The sequence below is a fragment of the Dyadobacter soli genome, from assembly GCF_900101885.1.
In the GTDB taxonomy this organism is placed as follows: domain Bacteria; phylum Bacteroidota; class Bacteroidia; order Cytophagales; family Spirosomataceae; genus Dyadobacter; species Dyadobacter soli.
The window spans coordinates 60,124-76,078 of the sequence record NZ_FNAN01000002.1; the positions used below are offsets into that span (position 1 = coordinate 60,124).

Consider the following 15,955-nt stretch of genomic DNA (forward strand, 5'->3'; position numbering starts at 1 on the left):
CACCCATGGCCGCGTTTTCAAATGAAACGCGGCTTTTTTGTGCATTGCATTGTGCGAGGGATTAGTTTATTTGCGGTAATTCTCCATGCCTCATACGAAAATGCGTCCCATTCCCGAATTCAAAGTCGGCCCAGTTCCGTTGCTCTCCGCGATCCGTTTTGCGCGCGATCCGCTCCGTTTTCTCCGGCAGGGCTTCGACGAATGCGGGGATACGTTCAAAATCCGGCTTTTCAGGGAATTTATCGTCACGCGTGACCCGGCTTTTTTCCGGCACGTGCTGCAACAGCACCATAAGAATTTTAAGAAAGGCAATTCGGTCAAACTGCTGCGGCCTGTACTTGGTAACGGACTGGTGATCAGCGACGGCGATTTTTGGTTACGACAAAGAAGGCTCGTACAGCCCGCATTCCATCGCGAGCGCCTTTTGGAATTGTTCATCACCATGGGCGATCTAACGGCCGCCTTCCTGGAAGAACTGGAAGCATTCCGCGGCAAAGCGGCGATCGATATCGATGCCAAAATGATGGGTATTACCTCCGACATCGCATTGAAAACGCTGTTCGGGAATATGAATACCGAGGATAAGGAGCAGATTTACCGGCAGGTAAGCCGCACGCAAACTTACCTCGTTACCCGCGTACGCAAGCCGTACCGACTGCCGCTCATGGCCATTAACGGCGAAGACCGGCGTTTCAAATCCGACCTGGCGTATTTCAACAGCCTGGTTTACGACTTTATTCGCAAACGCCGCTTGTCCGGCGAGACGCCCAACGACCTGCTCCAACTGCTCCTCGACAGCACGGACGAGGAGACCGGCGAGCAAATGAACGACGAACAGATCCGCGATGAAGCGATTACCATGTTTGCAGCCGGCCACGAAACATCCGCAACCGGCCTCAGCTGGCTGCTTTGGGAGCTTTCGGCGCAGCCGGAGGTCCTGGCCCGCATCCGAAAAGAGAGCGAGATATTTGAAACAGTACCCGGCTTCGAGCAGCTCGTTCAAATGCCCTACACCCGGCAGGTTGTGGAAGAAGGCCTTCGCCTGTACCCGCCCGCGTGGACGATGACGCGCGAGAGCACGGTCGATCAGGAAATTGAAGGTTATGGTATTCCAAAAGGCAGTTCGGTGTTTATGTCGATCTTTGAATTGCATCGAAATCCCAACTTGTGGGAAAATCCCGGCGCATTCAATCCGGAGAACTTCCAGCCGGAAACCGTCAAAAACCGGGCGAAATTCAACTACCTGCCATTTGGCGCCGGGCCGCGGATTTGCATCGGGCAGCAGTTCGCATTGATGGAGATGCAGCTCGTGCTGGCAGCGCTGGTTAAGCGCTTCGACTTCGTGCGCGAGCCTGGTGCGAGCGTGGGAATGCATCCGCAGATTGTTTTAAAATCGACCAACGGTATTAAATTGAACATCCGATAAGCCGATACTGAACGAATTTTTATGCACGAATCCATTATCCTCTATCTTTCGCTGGTGGTGGTGATCATGTTCCTGGTCATGCTGGCGCAACGGATCAAAATCGCCTACCCGATCGTGCTCGTGCTCGGCGGGCTTGCATTGAGCCTCGTGCCCGGACTGCCTTCCGTGGAGATCGACCCGCAGCTGATTTTCCTGATATTCCTGCCGCCATTGCTTTATGAAGCCGCCTGGGCTACTTCCTGGAAAGATTTCTGGAAATGGCGGCGCGTGATCGGCTCATTCGCATTCATCATCGTAATTCTCACCTCGTGCGTGATCGCGTACGTATCGCAGGCGGTCATACCCGGGTTTACGCTCGCGCTGGGCTTCCTGCTGGGCGGTATCATTTCCCCGCCCGACGCGGTGGCCACGACTTCTATTTTGCAAAATGTAAAAGTCCCCAAGCGCCTCATTACCATCGCCGAAGGTGAAAGCCTGCTGAACGACGCATCGTCGCTGATCGTCTTCCGTTTCGCATTGGTAGCGGTTGCGTCGGGCCAGTTTGTGCTTACCGACGCGATCGGCAGCTTTTTCCTCGTAATTATCATGGGATTCGCCGTCGGCCTGGGCATCGCACTCATCTTCTACGCAATCCTCCGCTGGCTTCCCACCACGCCAAGCATCGACACTATTTTGACGTTCGTGGCACCGTATGCGATGTACATTACGGCTGAGGAATTCCACTTTTCGGGGGTGATCGCCGTCGTTACCGGCGGGCTGTTCCTTTCGCGGAACCAGCACAGCATCCTGAGCCATCTGAGCCGCATTCAGGGTATTAATGTATGGTCCACGGTCGGATTTGTACTCAACGGCATTGTATTCATGCTGATCGGTCTGGAACTGCCGGTGATCATCCAGGGCCTCGGGGACGCATCCCTCGGCGAGGCGATCAAATACGGACTGATCATCTCGGCCGTTGTCATCGTCACCCGCATTGCCAGCACATTGGGCGCCTCCATTTTCACCGTCTTTATCAGTCGCTTCATCCAAACCGCCGACAGCAGCCCCGGCATCCGCATGCCGCTGCTCTTCGGCTGGGCAGGTATGCGCGGGGTAGTTTCCCTTGCCTCGGCGCTGTCTATTCCACTGCTCCTTAATAATGGGCAACCGTTTCCGGAACGGAATATGATCCTGTTTATCACATTTGTGGTGATATTGGTAACACTTGTATTTCAAGGACTTACATTACCTATCATCGCCAGATGGCTGCGAACGGAGGACCGTGACTATGAAATACCGGCACATGAACAGGACGTCATTATCCGCCGGAAACTCTCCGCGGCCTCCCTGGATCTGATCAATACAAAATTTGCCCGGGAAGTAGACGGCAATGAGCTGTTACAGAGCCTGAAATCGAAGCTGGAAAGCGACATTGGCTTTCTCGAACACGTGCGCAACTCGGAAGTCGGTGACGCGGGGCACGCCTACATCGGCCGCTACCAGGAAATCAATAAGGAACTCCTCGAACACAAACGCCGCATTCTGCATCAATTCAACAAAAAAGAAACCTACGAAGAAGAAATCATCCGCCAACACCTCGCGCAGCTGGATTTGGAAGAAGAGAAGGTGCGGCAGCAGTTTTTGCATATGGATTGAGGGAATTGGGAATGAGTGACCGGGTTGCCGAAGCGATGAGCGAGTGAATGGGTCGCCGCGGAATGCGGAATACAATCGCGTAGCGATGTAATATTGGTAGCAAAGAGTTTCGGATACGATTTAAAATCCCGTCAGGGATGTAACAACAAATCGGTGGCGCCAGGGTTGTCATGCCATGTTGTTACATGCCTAGCGGCATTCGTCGAAATGTGTGCCGGTCTCTGGTTTGCTACCAATATTGCATGCCTGACGGCATTTTTCGCAGTGGATATTAAGGACGTCGAAATTTTTCGCTCAGTTTGAGCCACCGCAAAGCGAAACCGGCTATTGTTCAATTCACTACCCTAACAAACGCCCCCCAACCGGCAGCACCGCCGAAACCATCGTCTTCCCGCCTTTGTCCCGATCAAAAAAGTAATCCAACCGCCCCAAATTGATACCTGCAAACCCAACTTGGTTAATGGTCGTGACCTTCCCGTCCAGGTTCAAAACGGTCTCTGGTTCTTTCATGAACGTGTGCGTGTGGCCGCCGATGATGAGGTCGATGCTGCGGGTGGATTTGGCCAGGATCTGGTCGGAGACTTTGTTTTCCTTGTATTTGTAGCCCAAATGCGACAGGCAGATCACGAATTCGCAATGCTGGTCGTTTCTGAGCAATGCGGCCATTTCATTGGCTTTGGCGATCGGGTCGAGGTAGATGGTTTCGAGGTAATTCTTTTTATTCACCAAACCTTCCAGTTCGATACAAACGCCGAAAACGCCTATTTTCAGGCCGCCTTTCTTGAAGATTTTATGGGGTAACGTCTTCCCTTTCAGTTCAGTATTGCTGAAATCGTAGTTGCTGACCAGGAATGGGAAGTTGGCGTGCGGAAGCTGCTTTACGAAACCGGCAATGCTGTTGTCGAAATCATGGTTACCCATCGTGGCGGCGTCGTAGCCCATTTGGCTCATGATCGTTAATTCGAGTTCGCCGCCGTACAGATTGAAATACGGCGTACCCTGGAATACGTCGCCTGCGTCGAGCAAAAGTACATTAGGCTGTTCGGCGCGGATTTGCTTCACCAATGCGGCACGGCGGGCTACGCCTCCGAGGCCCTGGTTGCGCGAACCGTCCATCGGGAACGGGTCGATGCGGCTGTGGACGTCATTCGTGTGGAGGATAGTGAGGTGTACCACCGAATCGCGCTTCGCGAATGCGGGTAGCGTGCCCAGGCCCAACGCAGCGGCCGCCAGACCGCCCTTTTTGAGGAAATCCCTTCTATTTGTCTGAAACAATTCTTCCATCGAGTTGAGCGGTAATTTTCTTGCCCTGACGCGTCAGGTCGCTGATATTTTCGAATAATGCTTCCCTAACCTTCTGGTTGATTTCCCGGCGTTCGAGCGGGTTGCGAAGGCATTCGAGGTCGTCGCCGCCGTCGGCGAGGTAGTCGTAAGTGAGCAGGTTGTAGTTTTTGTTGCTATCAAAAGGCTCCCCGCCGATCGTGACGTCGTAGGCTTTGTTATCCCTGATTTTCATGCGGATACCGGCCACGGGTTCGCCGTCTTTTTTAGCTATAAAATCGATGACCTGCTGCACATTCGGCCCCGACAGTTTGAGCACAACCATTTCATTTTCAAACGGCATGAGCTCGAAAACGTGGGAAACCGTGATGTTACCTTTCGGGAATGTGGTACGCAGGCCGCCTTTCGTCGCCAGCGTAAACTGAATGGTGGGATCTTTTTTCAACCCCTCTTTGAGCATCGCATCGGCGAAGAAGTTGCCCATTAGGGTTTCCGGATCGGAAGGCTTGGTGAGTGCCTGGTCCGTCTGGCCTACTACCCGGTTCATTTCAGCCTGCATTTTGTCTTTGTAAGGCTGATAGTACCGGATAATAGCAGAATCGGCACCGACCGACTGGTCGATGCCGTACTGTTTGTATTCGCTTTTGGAAACGGCGAGGTGCTTCTGGCATGAAGCCAGCAGGCCGAAGCCCGCGAGAAGTACCGCACCGTAAACCGGTCTGAAATGCGTTTTCATCATGTAATTTAAAAACCGGAAATTACATCCGAAACTCCGTATTTCCTGCTACCAGCCGTCATTCTGCCGCAGATTCGGGTTCGCGTCGATCTGCGATTGCGGAATGGGATAGAGTTCCAGGCGCGGCGTGTAGGGGATCAGCACATTGTCGACGATCTGGTCTTCGGACATCGCGGCGATCTCTTCCTGCAATGTACCCCAGCGGCGGATATCGAACACGGTGTTGAATTCCCCGCTCAGTTCCAGCCTGCGTTCGGTACGGATGGCCGTGCGCAACGCCGCTGCGCCGGATGCTTTCGAAGGTGCCGCCTTCGCACGGGCACGTACGCGGTTGAGCAGCGATAGTGCCTCCGCAGGTTTGCCGCTTTCTACCGACGCTTCCGCGAGCATTAGCAATACATCCGAAAACCGCATTTCGATCAGGTCCGCGCTGTAACCTTGCACGGGAGCTCCCGGCGGACGGGCCTGGCGCGCCAGTTTACCAAAAGCGACGCCATATTTGAAATCGTCATGGGCAAACGGTTGCTTGGTGCGCTGATTGAGGTAATGCGAGGTTTTCGCGTCGTAAATGATGCTGTCGCCCGGCTCGGCACCCGCGCGGGCGCCGCCCGTGAATGCATAGCGCGATACCAGCGTAAAATCGCGGCGCGTATCGGTTTTGTCGAACAGTTTGTAATAATCATAGGTCAAACCGTAGTTGGTTTGCTCATCGCCGTTGACGAGGCCCGAAGGGAACAGATGGAATGGCAATATGTTCCCATTCTGGTTCGACGGATTAACAAAATAGCCAAAGGACAATACGATCTCGCGGTTACGCTCATTGGCCAATGCGAAAACATCGGCAAAATTAGGCAGCAGCTCCATATCGTACTTCTCTTCATTGACCGCTCCCACGAGTTCGCTCAGCTTCTCGATGGCCTTCTGGTAATTTTCAGTCTTGTTCAAAGGCTTTCCGGCCATGGTAAGATACACCTTGCCCATTAATGCTTTCACCGTTCCGGCAGAAACGCGGCCCAGCTCCGCCCCGCCGCGCGAATCCGGCAAAATCGGTTCCGCGAATGTGAGATCGGCCAGAATAGCGTCGTATACTTCTGCTTCCGTGGCACGGGGCGCAAAAATCAGGTCTTTTTCTTCAAATGATTTGATTTCCTTCAAAATTAAAGGCACGCCGCCGAACAGCCGCACGAGGTTGAAGTAGGCATATGCCCGCAGCACACGCGCTTCGGCAATGTAGGGATCAGCCTCCTCCTCCTCGCCCGGAACCGCCATCGTAGCATTGTCGATCACAGTATTAGCGCGGTAAATGATTTTGTAAAACCGCGACCAGACCGATTCGAATGCACCTGAGACCGAGTTGTGTGCGAAACGATAGTAAGGATCGGCGCCGGAGCCGAGAATGCCGGCCGTGGCATAGCGGTGGCCCGATTCGGTGAGCACGAAGCGGTTGAAAATGTCGGAATGGTCGGTGGTGGTCCAGGCCTGGTACACCCCGATCGTCGCCTGGTTCAGGCCGTCCTCGTCCTTGAACGCCACATCCTTGCCGAGCGAGGAATAAGGCGATTCTTCGAGGTTATCCTTGCAGGAAGTAATGCCCAGCAGGGCCAGCAGCATTACGGATATCTTGATATGTATTTTCATGTTTTTCAAATGCATTGGTCGACACTAGAAATTGCAGGAGAACCCGATCGTATACGAACGCTGCGCCGGGTAAGCACCGTAATCGATGCCTTGTTGCAGCAACGATTGAGCATAGGAACTCACCTCAGGGTCGAAACCGGAGTAGTTGGTTAAGGTCCAGAGGTTGGTACCGGTCACAAAAAGCCGCGGGTTCTGGATCGGGCCCAGTTTCGGGAAGGTGTAGGAAACAGTGAGCATTTTCAGGCGGGCGAAACTACCGTCTTCCAGCATCACCGAGTTGATATCCCCCGAGGCAATGCCCCGCTGCACACCTGGATATTTCACATTGTTATGCGGCCGGGCTTCGGTGTAGCGGTTCTGGAACCATTCCTCCGACTGGTTGAACCCTACCCCCCCGTAATCGACCACGCCATTGCTGATATAGAACCGCGTCAGGTTCAGTACATCGTTTCCGACAGAACCGGTAAACAATGCATTCACCGAGAAATTCTTCCAGGTAATGTCATGGCTCCAACCGAAGGTGAAGTCGGGCGTGGACTTGCCGAGTACAACCCGGTCGTCGGCGGTGATAATGCCGTCACCATTCACATCCGAATACTTCCAGGCGCCGTAAAGCGGGCTGCCTTTCGAGCCGGGAGGCCGCGGGCCTTCGAAAGTGGCGAATTTAGGGTTACCATCGGCGTCGAAATCGTCTTTTTGACTCAAACCGCCCACAAGGTAGCCGAAGAACCGGCCTACTTCCTGTCCGGGCTCCAATATGCCGGATACGCCGCCCAGCAGGTTGCCATTAATGCTCACGTAATCAGGCTGGGTACGGTCGCCCAGGTCGATAAGCTTATTAATATTTCGGGAAATGTTCAACCTTGTGGAGTAAGTCACATTCTTTTTCTGGATGATATTTCCCTGAATGCTCAGCTCCACGCCGCGGTTACGCATGGTTCCGTAGTTATCGATGATCGTCGCCACACCCGCCTGCGTAGGCACCTTGCGCGGTTGCAGCAGATCGGAAGTCACTTTGTTGTAATAATCAAAACTTAATACAATGCGGTCTTTCACTGCATTGAAATCAAAGCCGACATTGAACTGCCGCGTCCGCTCCCACGAAAGGTTCGGGTTGGCGATCGTGTTCGGAAAAACCCCGGTATTGATCACCGAGCCATCTCCGCCGGGTCCCATTTCGTAAAAACCGGCACTGTAAAGCGAAAGTGACGAGTAAGGCGAGATCGCCTGGCTACCTGTTTCACCATAAGATGCGCGGAATTTGGTATTGGTAATGAAAGTAACTCCCTTCATAAATTCCTCCTGATCGAGGTTCCAGGCGACGGCCACAGCGGGGAATATCCCGTACTTCTTGTTGGCTGCGAAAGCCGAAGCACCATCAGCACGTACCGAGGCATTGAGCACATACCTGCCTTTAAAAGAGTAGTTCGCACGCAGGAAGCCCGATTGCAGAATGCGTTTTTCCTTGAACGACGCGATCACCTGCGACGACGCGCTGCCGATGTTATCGACCCCGAAAAACGGCACGGCGAAGCCCGACGAGCTGGTGTTGACGAATTCAACAGTCTGGTCGTTATATTCCACACCCAGCGTCGTATTGAGGTAATGGTTCTTTTTGAACGTCTTTTCGTATTGCAGGTATGAGTTGAAGTTATAGCTATACGTATTGGCGGTATTATTGCTGCCCTTTCCTTTGACCTGGTTACCCTCTGCCGTAGACGGCGGCAGGAATACTTTCCGGCGGGTGAGGTTCTGGTTACCGGCGAGGCTTACCACGAGTTGCAGGCCGCTCGCGATTTTGAAATAGTTCTCCACGTTCACGATCGAATAATCGCTTTGGGTGACATCCGTTTTGGCCATCAGTTCATTATAAGGGTTGGAAAAATAATAACCCTGATAGTTTGGAATACCTAAACTATTGTTGCCCAGATAGTCGACTTCCAGCGTAGGTGCGGCGCGCAGCCCGTCCATCAACCCGCCCGAGCTCGGCCACGCGCGTGAGGAAGTTATGGCCCGGTTGGTTCTCTGGCGGCTGAATGAAACCTGCCCTTTGACCGTGTACCAGTCGTTGATCTCGTTATTCAGGTTCACACGCAGGCTCGCCCGGTCGTTGTTCGAATTGATAATGGTACCCTTGTCTTTGAGATAATTACCTGAAATGTAGTAGGAAGATTTGGGGCTACCTCCCGACAAACTCAATGTAATGTCCTGCCGGAAACTCGGCTGCGTAATGGCGTCCACCCAGTTGGTGTTCGTCATGGCGCTGTCCAGGTTTTCGAACGGCGGGTTACGGTCGGTTACGCGAAAGCTTTCATTGATCACCTCCGCATATTGCCGCGAGTTCATCATCCGGATCGGGTTGGCTACCCGGCCGAAAGAAGTCTTGTTGACGAGTTCCACGCGGCCCTCGCCCCGCTTGCCGGATTTAGTCGTGATCAGGATTACCCCATTCGCACCGCGCGAGCCGTAAATGGCCGTTGCAGAAGCATCTTTGAGGATTTCCATGCTTTCGATATCGTTGGGGTTAATGCCGTATAAGCCGTTCTGCGTGTAGGAACCATAGAAATTGGTCCCTGCTTCCCGGTAAGGCGGCATCGGGAATCCGTCGATCACGTACAGCGGCTCGTTGTTACCGCTCAGCGAGTTGTTACCGCGTATGCGCACCACCGCCGAAGCGCCCGGCTCTCCCGAGCTTTCCACAACCTGCACACCCGTTGCCCGGCCCTGGATCGCCTGGTCGATGGTATTGATCACCGCCGACTTGTATTCCTGCGAGGCCACCCGCGAGGTCGAACTCGCAAGATCGCGCTTGCTCTGCGCACCGTAACCGACCACTACCACTTCTTTCAATGCCTTGGCTTCGGGAGTGAGCTGCGCATTATAGGTGCTAAGGCCGGTGATGGCTACTTCCTTGGTTGTGAAACCTACGAAGCTGTACACCAGTATGCCGCCTTTCGCGGGTACCTTCATCTGGAAAGAACCGTCGGGCTCGGAAATGGCCTGGATCTGGGTTCCTTTCACCAAAACTGCCACGCCGGGCATTCCCACGCCCTTTTCGTCTTTCACCACACCTTTGATATCGCGTGCATCGGGACCTGCGTCGGTAATGCCGCCGGGAGCGGGTTTCTGGGCAGTGGCCGAATCGGGCGTTTGCGTTGCATTCTGCGCCGGTTGTGCCAGATTGGTGTTCGCGGGCTGCGCGGGAGCGGCTGTGCTATCAGCTTTGCCAGCGCTGTCGGGTTTGGTAACGGCTGCGCCTGGATTGTTCAATGTATCTTTCTGAGGGGCCGGTTTCACCAGCGGGTCGAAATTCTGCGTGGGTTTCACCAAAGGTGAGGCGGAGGATTTGGATGCAGAATCGGAAGTATTTTGAGGCTTGGGAAGGGTGTCGGAGGCCGGTCGGGTCGATGTGGAATCGGGTTTCCGGACTGGGGTGCTGAGCGTATCGGGCCTGGTCTTTCGGGTGGAATCCGGCCCGACCTGCTGCGCGCTACTTCGCGATATCGGGCCCGAAAACAGTAACAGGAAGAAACCGATCCTCAGGAAAATGAGCGGGAGCGAACAAGGCACAGGCTCATTGACGCGTTGAGTTTTTCTCATATCAATCTTGGCTAAGTGACGGGACAATGCCCCGGAAATAAAAGTTGATTAGCCGCTACAAGACAAAAACCATACCGTTACGTTTCTCCGCAGGATAAAACAGGCACTTCTGAATGCTGTAAGAGTTCTACAAAACACCCACGAATTATATTTACACCACTAACCTATGCACCTATATGACGGGAGCTTCCGAAGCACCCGCGTCATCGCAAATGCCCACTTGATCGTAATTTTTCAAATATCGATGAAACGGGTCCTATTATTTTTGGAAACATCATGGTTACGATTACATTTGTCAAAACGCCCACACGAGGCGGGTTTGAAATTTGCCAAGTTTTAAGGAGTGTAAAAAACCAACTTCGACCATGCGCCAGGAACAACTGCTAACTGCCGACTACATTGAGTCTCAGATCGGAAACGTAATAGAATACTATATCCGCTGGGAATTTGAAGAAGATCCTTTTTACGGTAAAGCCCGTATCAAAGGTCTGGTAGAGGACGAGACTGGCGGGTTGAAGATCATTTGCGATGTGATCGAAGGAAGCGACCTCGAACTGGCCTACGAGCAGGAAGAAGTCTTCATGTACTCCGACCATCACCCCATCTACACCGGCCAGTTCCCGGAAATCTATTCCGCCAACTGGGTGAATACCGACGGTAAGAAGAAAAAACAGATTTTCATAGCCCCAGCGAATGAGAACGCCAAAGAGTTCGCTGTTTCCCAGACGAATAGCAAGGTGGTGGTGAAGCGGATATATTAGTTTAATGAGTGAATGAGTGAATAGTCGTTCAAAGTCCATTCACTCATTCACTCATTGACTCATTGACTCATTCTAATTCTTCACAATCTTCCTAGTCAGCACCCTATCCTCAAACTCTGCCTTCACTACGTACAGCCCTGACGGGTAGGTCGTTAAATCGAAGTTATAGATGTTTGAAGCTACTTCCCCCGTAATGACGGTTTCCCTTATTTTCTGGCCCGTTGCATTGTAAATCGAGACGGATTTCAGCTTCTCGGGATGTGGGTAGAACTGTACCGATACCTGGCCGCTCGTCGGGTTAGGCATTACGAGGAAGCCAGCTTCTTTGAGGTTCGGATTGACGGTAACAGTCCTGATATTGATATCGTCGAGGTAAATATCGTTTTCATTACCATTGATATTCAGGAACGCGACGAGGATTTCACCCTGTCCGATGAAGCTTCCCAAATTGATTTCCTCACGCCGCCATTCGTTCACCCCCGGCGTGAATGCGGTACGTGTGGCCGTGCTGCGCGTGATGAGGCTCGATCCCCATTTTTTGTAGACACTTGTGTAAGTCTGTCCGCAATCTGTACTAATAAGCACCTGCAAGGTATCCCACACGTTGCCCTGGGCAGCGGAGTTGGTATACGTCGCAGCGGCAACCTGGAACGACACAAATGCGGAGTCGACGCCCGCGATGCGCACCGTTGGCGAACGCAGGTAATCGCGCTGGCCTACCACCTGATTATCAAAGTTGCCGATCTTCACAGAAGCGCTGCCGGTTTTGGATGCGGAAGTGGTTTTCTCCCAGGTAGAGCCGCCGTCTTCATTGACAATGTCCCATCCCTGCGGCGGGAACAGCCCTTCGAAACCTTCCCTGACAGGCGCCTCGAACGGTTCGTAATAAATGAAATCGAGGCTCAGCGCGTCGTTGGAAGTATCTTCATCGGCTGCCCCGTTCGGATTCGAAGTAGAAATGCTCAGCACGTGGTTGCCTTCTACGGTGGTGAGGGCCGATAATGTCACAGTAGCTTCGGCGTAGGTAGCCAGCGAGCCGGTCCAGTTGTAATTCTGCACCGTCCCATTGTCGATCACGGCGTGGATGGTTACCGAAGTGAGCGTTTCGCTACCCTTGTTCACGAGCGTGATCTGCGGCGTGAGCGAATTGGTGCATATCCGCTGCGCCGGTTGGCGGATCGCTTTCAGCGACGCATCTTTTTTCTTTACGTCCACGGGCGTACAGCCATTCGACATCGCCAGCAGCGAACGATAGGTGTTGAACGCCGTTTCCATTCTTGCGACCTGCATTTTCGTAAACATGAACAGGCAGGCATCGGGCGTGTAATCCATGTAGTTTTGGTACATAATGCCCGGGGAAGTGGTAGTACAGCGGTCGGTCACAATGCCGGTCTGGCAAGTGGTGGTGCTGTTGCTTTGGTTGGGGGTATCGTCCACCTCGTCGGTGCCGGCGCAGGAGCCGTTATCGTCACCCCAAATGTGGTATAAATTGAAATAATGCCCTATTTCGTGAGTCAATGTTTTGCCTTGATTGAAACCGGTGGCGGTTCCGTTGGGCAATGACGCATAGTCGACTGCCACGCCCTGCTCGTCTTTCACACCGTCATCGGGAAAAGTGGCGTAGCCTAATGTGGTGCTCGAAAGGTCGCAGATCCAGATATTGAGGTATTTGTCGGTATCCCAGGCATCCGCCCCGCCCGATTCGGCGTGTTTCACCTGGTTGGTGGTGTAGTCGAATGAATTGCGCGTGGTGGTGTAGCGCACGATCCCGGTCGAGGGCGCGTCGTTGGGCGTACGCTGCGCGAGGCAGAACTGAATGCCCGATTGCCCGAACAGCGATTTGAAATGCGAAGGAACTTTGTCTGCGCCCGCATTGGTACCCGCGTAATCTTTGTTGATCGTGTCGAGCTGCGCCATAATCTGCGCGTCGGTCACCATCGATTGCCGGCTGAGTACGACGTGGAATACAACGGGAATGGTAACCAGGCCGGTTGTACGCATTGTTTTGCCAGAAGCAACCCTTTCGCGGATGAGCTGTTTCAAACGCAGCTCCCGCTGATCGAACATCAGTTTGAGCGCCGGCTTGTCGGTAAACCGTTTTTGAAGCAGCTCCATCGACGCGCAACGGTCCTGCGCCTGGGCGGCGCCGGAGCTAATGCGGAGAAGAAGAAGGATGGCGAAAAAGTATTTGATCAATAGTATAGGATGTCGCATCGAAGTTTTCCAGGGAACTGAGTAAATGAATGGCCCGCTAGTTACATACCACTCGCGGATTTATTCACCTACTACGAAAAAAAAGTGCCCTGTGATGCGAATGCAATGTTATTTAATTTGTTTTTAATTGACATAAACCCCTATTAGCGGAAAAATCGCCCAATCCATGCAGGAAACGCCCAACATAAAGCCAGTCCGCAAGATCATCCATATCGATATGGATGCATTCTACGCGTCGGTGGAGCAGCGCGATTTCCCCGAATACCGGGGCAAGCCGCTGGCTGTGGGTGGCTCTCCTACCGGTCGCGGCGTGGTGGCGACGGCGAGTTACGAGGCGCGAAAATTCGGGGTGCGGTCGGCGATGCCTTCGCGGCAGGCCATTCAGCTTTGCCCGCAGATCATATTCGTGCATCCGCGGTTCGAGGTGTATAAATCTGTTTCCAGAAGCATTCGCGAGATTTTCTCCCGTTACACCGACCTCATCGAACCGCTTTCGCTGGACGAAGCTTACCTGGATGTGACGGAGGACAAAATGGGCATCGGTTCGGCAATGGAAATTGCGAAACAGATCAAAAAATCCATTAAAGAAGAGCTCAACCTGACTGCCTCAGCGGGTATTTCGATTAACAAGTTTGTAGCTAAAATCGCTTCCGACATTAATAAACCCGACGGCCTTACATTCATCGGGCCTTCCAAAATCGAGCGTTTCATGGACGACCTGCCCGTGGAGAAGTTTCACGGCGTAGGAAAAGTGACTGCCGATAAAATGAAGGGAATGCAGCTTTTCACGGGTTCAGACTTGAAAAAGCTGTCGGAAGACCAGTTGGTCAGCAATTTTGGAAAAACAGGCCATTTCTTTTACAGAATCGTCCGTGGGATCGATGACCGTGAGGTACAAACGCACCGCGAAACGAAGTCGCTCGGAGCAGAGGATACATTCACCTACGACCTTACCACGCTCGACGAGATGAACAAGGAGCTCGACCGCATTGGCGTGACCGTCGCGAACCGACTCGAAAAGAACCAGCTGAAAGGCCGTACCGTGACTTTGAAAGTCAAATTCAGTGATTTTACACAAATAACCCGCAACCAATCTTTCGCCCACCCCATCGGCGACCTCGATACCATTACCGAAACCGCCAAACAGCTGCTCGAAAAGCTCGACCTGGAAGATAAGGCGGTGCGGCTGCTCGGCATTTCGCTATCCAATTTCCATGAACCGGAAGTTAAATCGCGGAAATACAAAGACCCTGAGCAGCTCGAACTCTTCCCTTTCGGATCATAGCAACAATGCGTCGACCCGGTGCGCCTGCACCATATTCTCGCATTTGGACCAGGAAAATATCGTAAAGCGACCGTCCTGGGAAGCGACCAATGCAATGGAGTCGCGCTGGTCAAACACAAACTGCGCCGCCGACAAATGCCGCGTGCCACCATTCTGCACCGGATGCACGACCATAGCCGTGTTTCCGATAACGGGCTCGGTGATCAGGATTTCTTCGACGGGCTTTGCATCCTGCGCACGGCCGATCTTCGCGCCGAATGCGAGTAGCTCGTAGCGGTCGTTGATGACCGTGGCCCCGTCTACGGCCGTAAGTCCGGCCATATTGGCCACTGCGGAACTGAACTGGTTCTGCCAGGTGATCGGGTTCGGGTCTTCCACGTATTTGCGGTGCAGGTCGGCCAGTTCGGAGAATGGCGGCTGGACGTCGTAGGTAATCGGGTGGATGATCGAATCGCTCCAGCGTTCCTTGCCTTTGGGAACCACCAGCAATATCCCGCCGCGCTCGTGGCTGCGCATGGACGCGGCCAGCTGCACGAGCAGGTTGGGATAGTCGCTCCACAATGTAGTCGATGAAAAACCCATCAGCGAGTTGATCAGCGACGGGCAATCTTTCACCTTCCGGCTTTCTTCGTTCACAATCTTTACCTGGTCGCCTTTCAGCACGGCCACGTTCACGAATTTGCCGAAACCTTCCACCCGGCGGTGCTTTACCACCAGCATGCCCGGCTCGATCACTTCCAGCACGAAACATAACCCGGGGATCACGCGGGTGGTGCCCCAGATACGCAGCTCGCCGTCTTCCGGCCACACGCCCAGGTGTATCCCCGAGCGCTCTACCGCGGGTGCGAGCTTGGTAAGCGTGTTGGCGCTTAATGTAAGTTTTTCCGCAAAAATGAGGGGATGCTCGGCCGCTTGCGGCGGCAGGTAGGCGATCGAAACTTTCGGCGAACGGCCTTCCTCGCGGCGCAGGCTGGCCCAGAATGTCGTATCGATGATCGTTTCGATGATCCGGGGATCGGGCCGGGGTGCGAGTTCCTGCTCGTAGTATTTGGAAACCGCCTCGTGGTGCCGTTCAAAATGGCTGGCAACCAGCCCCGCCACCGACCGGGCTGCCTTATAAGTAGTTACAGGCACGGAGTCACCTGTTTCAATCGAAAATATATCGGGATTCGTGATCATCGTCTGGCGGTTTACTTTTGAACAACGACTTGTTTTAAAAAGTTGGGCTCTGCGCCGATTGTCCGCTTTTTTCCGCTTTCTGCTCATTGCTTCCAACCTTTCGTCCGGCCCCGGCATCGTACTTACCAGCGGCCTGCCGGGAATTAATTGATGTCACGGACAGTTGTTTCGCCAGATAAGCGTTAATTTGCGCGTTAATC

At 53.4% G+C, this 15,955-nt stretch carries 10 protein-coding genes; 4 read left to right on the top strand and 6 right to left on the bottom strand.

The features are described 5' to 3' along the window. Window positions 1-85 precede the first annotated feature (85 nt). Window positions 86-1,426, top strand: coding sequence for a cytochrome P450 (locus tag BLQ88_RS02500; RefSeq protein WP_229212543.1), 1,341 nt, complete (start codon window positions 86-88; stop codon window positions 1,424-1,426). Between the two features lie 21 nt (window positions 1,427-1,447). Further along, window positions 1,448-3,061 (top strand): Na+/H+ antiporter, encoded by a 1,614-nt coding sequence (locus BLQ88_RS02505; RefSeq protein WP_090146420.1) that lies wholly within the window; start codon window positions 1,448-1,450, stop codon window positions 3,059-3,061. A gap of 339 nt (window positions 3,062-3,400) precedes the next feature. On the opposite strand, the gene BLQ88_RS02510 is transcribed toward BLQ88_RS02505, so the two are convergent. The 4 genes from BLQ88_RS02510 to BLQ88_RS02525 are packed head-to-tail and all read right to left on the bottom strand — an operon-like array spanning window position 3,401 to window position 10,316. Next, window positions 3,401-4,345, bottom strand: a complete 945-nt coding sequence (locus tag BLQ88_RS02510) for a bifunctional metallophosphatase/5'-nucleotidase (protein ID WP_090146422.1) — start codon at window positions 4,343-4,345, stop codon at window positions 3,401-3,403. Further along, the gene (locus BLQ88_RS02515; RefSeq protein ID WP_229212544.1) at window positions 4,320-5,081 is read right to left on the bottom strand and encodes a 5'-nucleotidase C-terminal domain-containing protein; all 762 of its coding nucleotides are present in this window, start codon (window positions 5,079-5,081) and stop codon (window positions 4,320-4,322) included. Before BLQ88_RS02515 ends, BLQ88_RS02510 begins: the two co-directional genes overlap by 26 nt. A 45-nt stretch (window positions 5,082-5,126) precedes the next feature. Further along, a complete protein-coding gene (locus tag BLQ88_RS02520; protein WP_229212545.1) occupies window positions 5,127-6,716 on the bottom strand; it encodes a RagB/SusD family nutrient uptake outer membrane protein in 1,590 nt (529 codons plus the stop codon). Window positions 6,717-6,740: 24 nt separating this feature from the next. Then, complete coding sequence (locus tag BLQ88_RS02525; RefSeq protein ID WP_090146426.1) at window positions 6,741-10,316, bottom strand: SusC/RagA family TonB-linked outer membrane protein; 3,576 nt, start codon at window positions 10,314-10,316, stop codon at window positions 6,741-6,743. Window positions 10,317-10,681: 365 nt separating this feature from the next. Here BLQ88_RS02525 and BLQ88_RS02530 point away from each other — a divergent pair, with 365 nt between their 5' ends. Next, window positions 10,682-11,077 (top strand): hypothetical protein, encoded by a 396-nt coding sequence (locus BLQ88_RS02530; protein WP_090146428.1) that lies wholly within the window; start codon window positions 10,682-10,684, stop codon window positions 11,075-11,077. A 72-nt stretch (window positions 11,078-11,149) separates the two neighbouring features. On the opposite strand, the gene BLQ88_RS02535 is transcribed toward BLQ88_RS02530, so the two are convergent. Further along, window positions 11,150-13,291 (bottom strand): M43 family zinc metalloprotease, encoded by a 2,142-nt coding sequence (locus BLQ88_RS02535; RefSeq protein ID WP_229212546.1) that lies wholly within the window; start codon window positions 13,289-13,291, stop codon window positions 11,150-11,152. A gap of 166 nt (window positions 13,292-13,457) precedes the next feature. On the opposite strand from BLQ88_RS02535, the gene dinB reads away from it, so the two are divergent. Further along, window positions 13,458-14,576, top strand: a complete 1,119-nt coding sequence (gene dinB, locus BLQ88_RS02540; RefSeq protein WP_090146430.1) for a DNA polymerase IV — start codon at window positions 13,458-13,460, stop codon at window positions 14,574-14,576. Here the strand turns inward: dinB and BLQ88_RS02545 are convergent. After that, window positions 14,571-15,755 (bottom strand): putative sensor domain DACNV-containing protein, encoded by a 1,185-nt coding sequence (locus BLQ88_RS02545; protein WP_090146432.1) that lies wholly within the window; start codon window positions 15,753-15,755, stop codon window positions 14,571-14,573. The two genes, dinB and BLQ88_RS02545, sit on opposite strands and share 6 nt — an antisense overlap. Between the last annotated feature and the right edge of the window lie 200 nt (window positions 15,756-15,955).

Coding starts and splice junctions, on each gene's coding strand:
- BLQ88_RS02525 (WP_090146426.1), bottom strand. CDS start 10,316: ATGAGAAAAACTCAACGCGTCAATGAGCCTGTGCCTTGTTCGCTCCCG.
- BLQ88_RS02510 (WP_090146422.1), bottom strand. CDS start 4,345: ATGGAAGAATTGTTTCAGACAAATAGAAGGGATTTCCTCAAAAAGGGC.
- BLQ88_RS02530 (WP_090146428.1), top strand. CDS start 10,682: ATGCGCCAGGAACAACTGCTAACTGCCGACTACATTGAGTCTCAGATC.
- BLQ88_RS02545 (WP_090146432.1), bottom strand. CDS start 15,755: ATGATCACGAATCCCGATATATTTTCGATTGAAACAGGTGACTCCGTG.
- BLQ88_RS02535 (WP_229212546.1), bottom strand. CDS start 13,291: ATGCGACATCCTATACTATTGATCAAATACTTTTTCGCCATCCTTCTT.
- BLQ88_RS02505 (WP_090146420.1), top strand. CDS start 1,448: ATGCACGAATCCATTATCCTCTATCTTTCGCTGGTGGTGGTGATCATG.
- BLQ88_RS02500 (WP_229212543.1), top strand. CDS start 86: ATGCCTCATACGAAAATGCGTCCCATTCCCGAATTCAAAGTCGGCCCA.
- BLQ88_RS02520 (WP_229212545.1), bottom strand. CDS start 6,716: ATGAAAATACATATCAAGATATCCGTAATGCTGCTGGCCCTGCTGGGC.
- dinB (WP_090146430.1), top strand. CDS start 13,458: ATGCAGGAAACGCCCAACATAAAGCCAGTCCGCAAGATCATCCATATC.
- BLQ88_RS02515 (WP_229212544.1), bottom strand. CDS start 5,081: ATGATGAAAACGCATTTCAGACCGGTTTACGGTGCGGTACTTCTCGCG.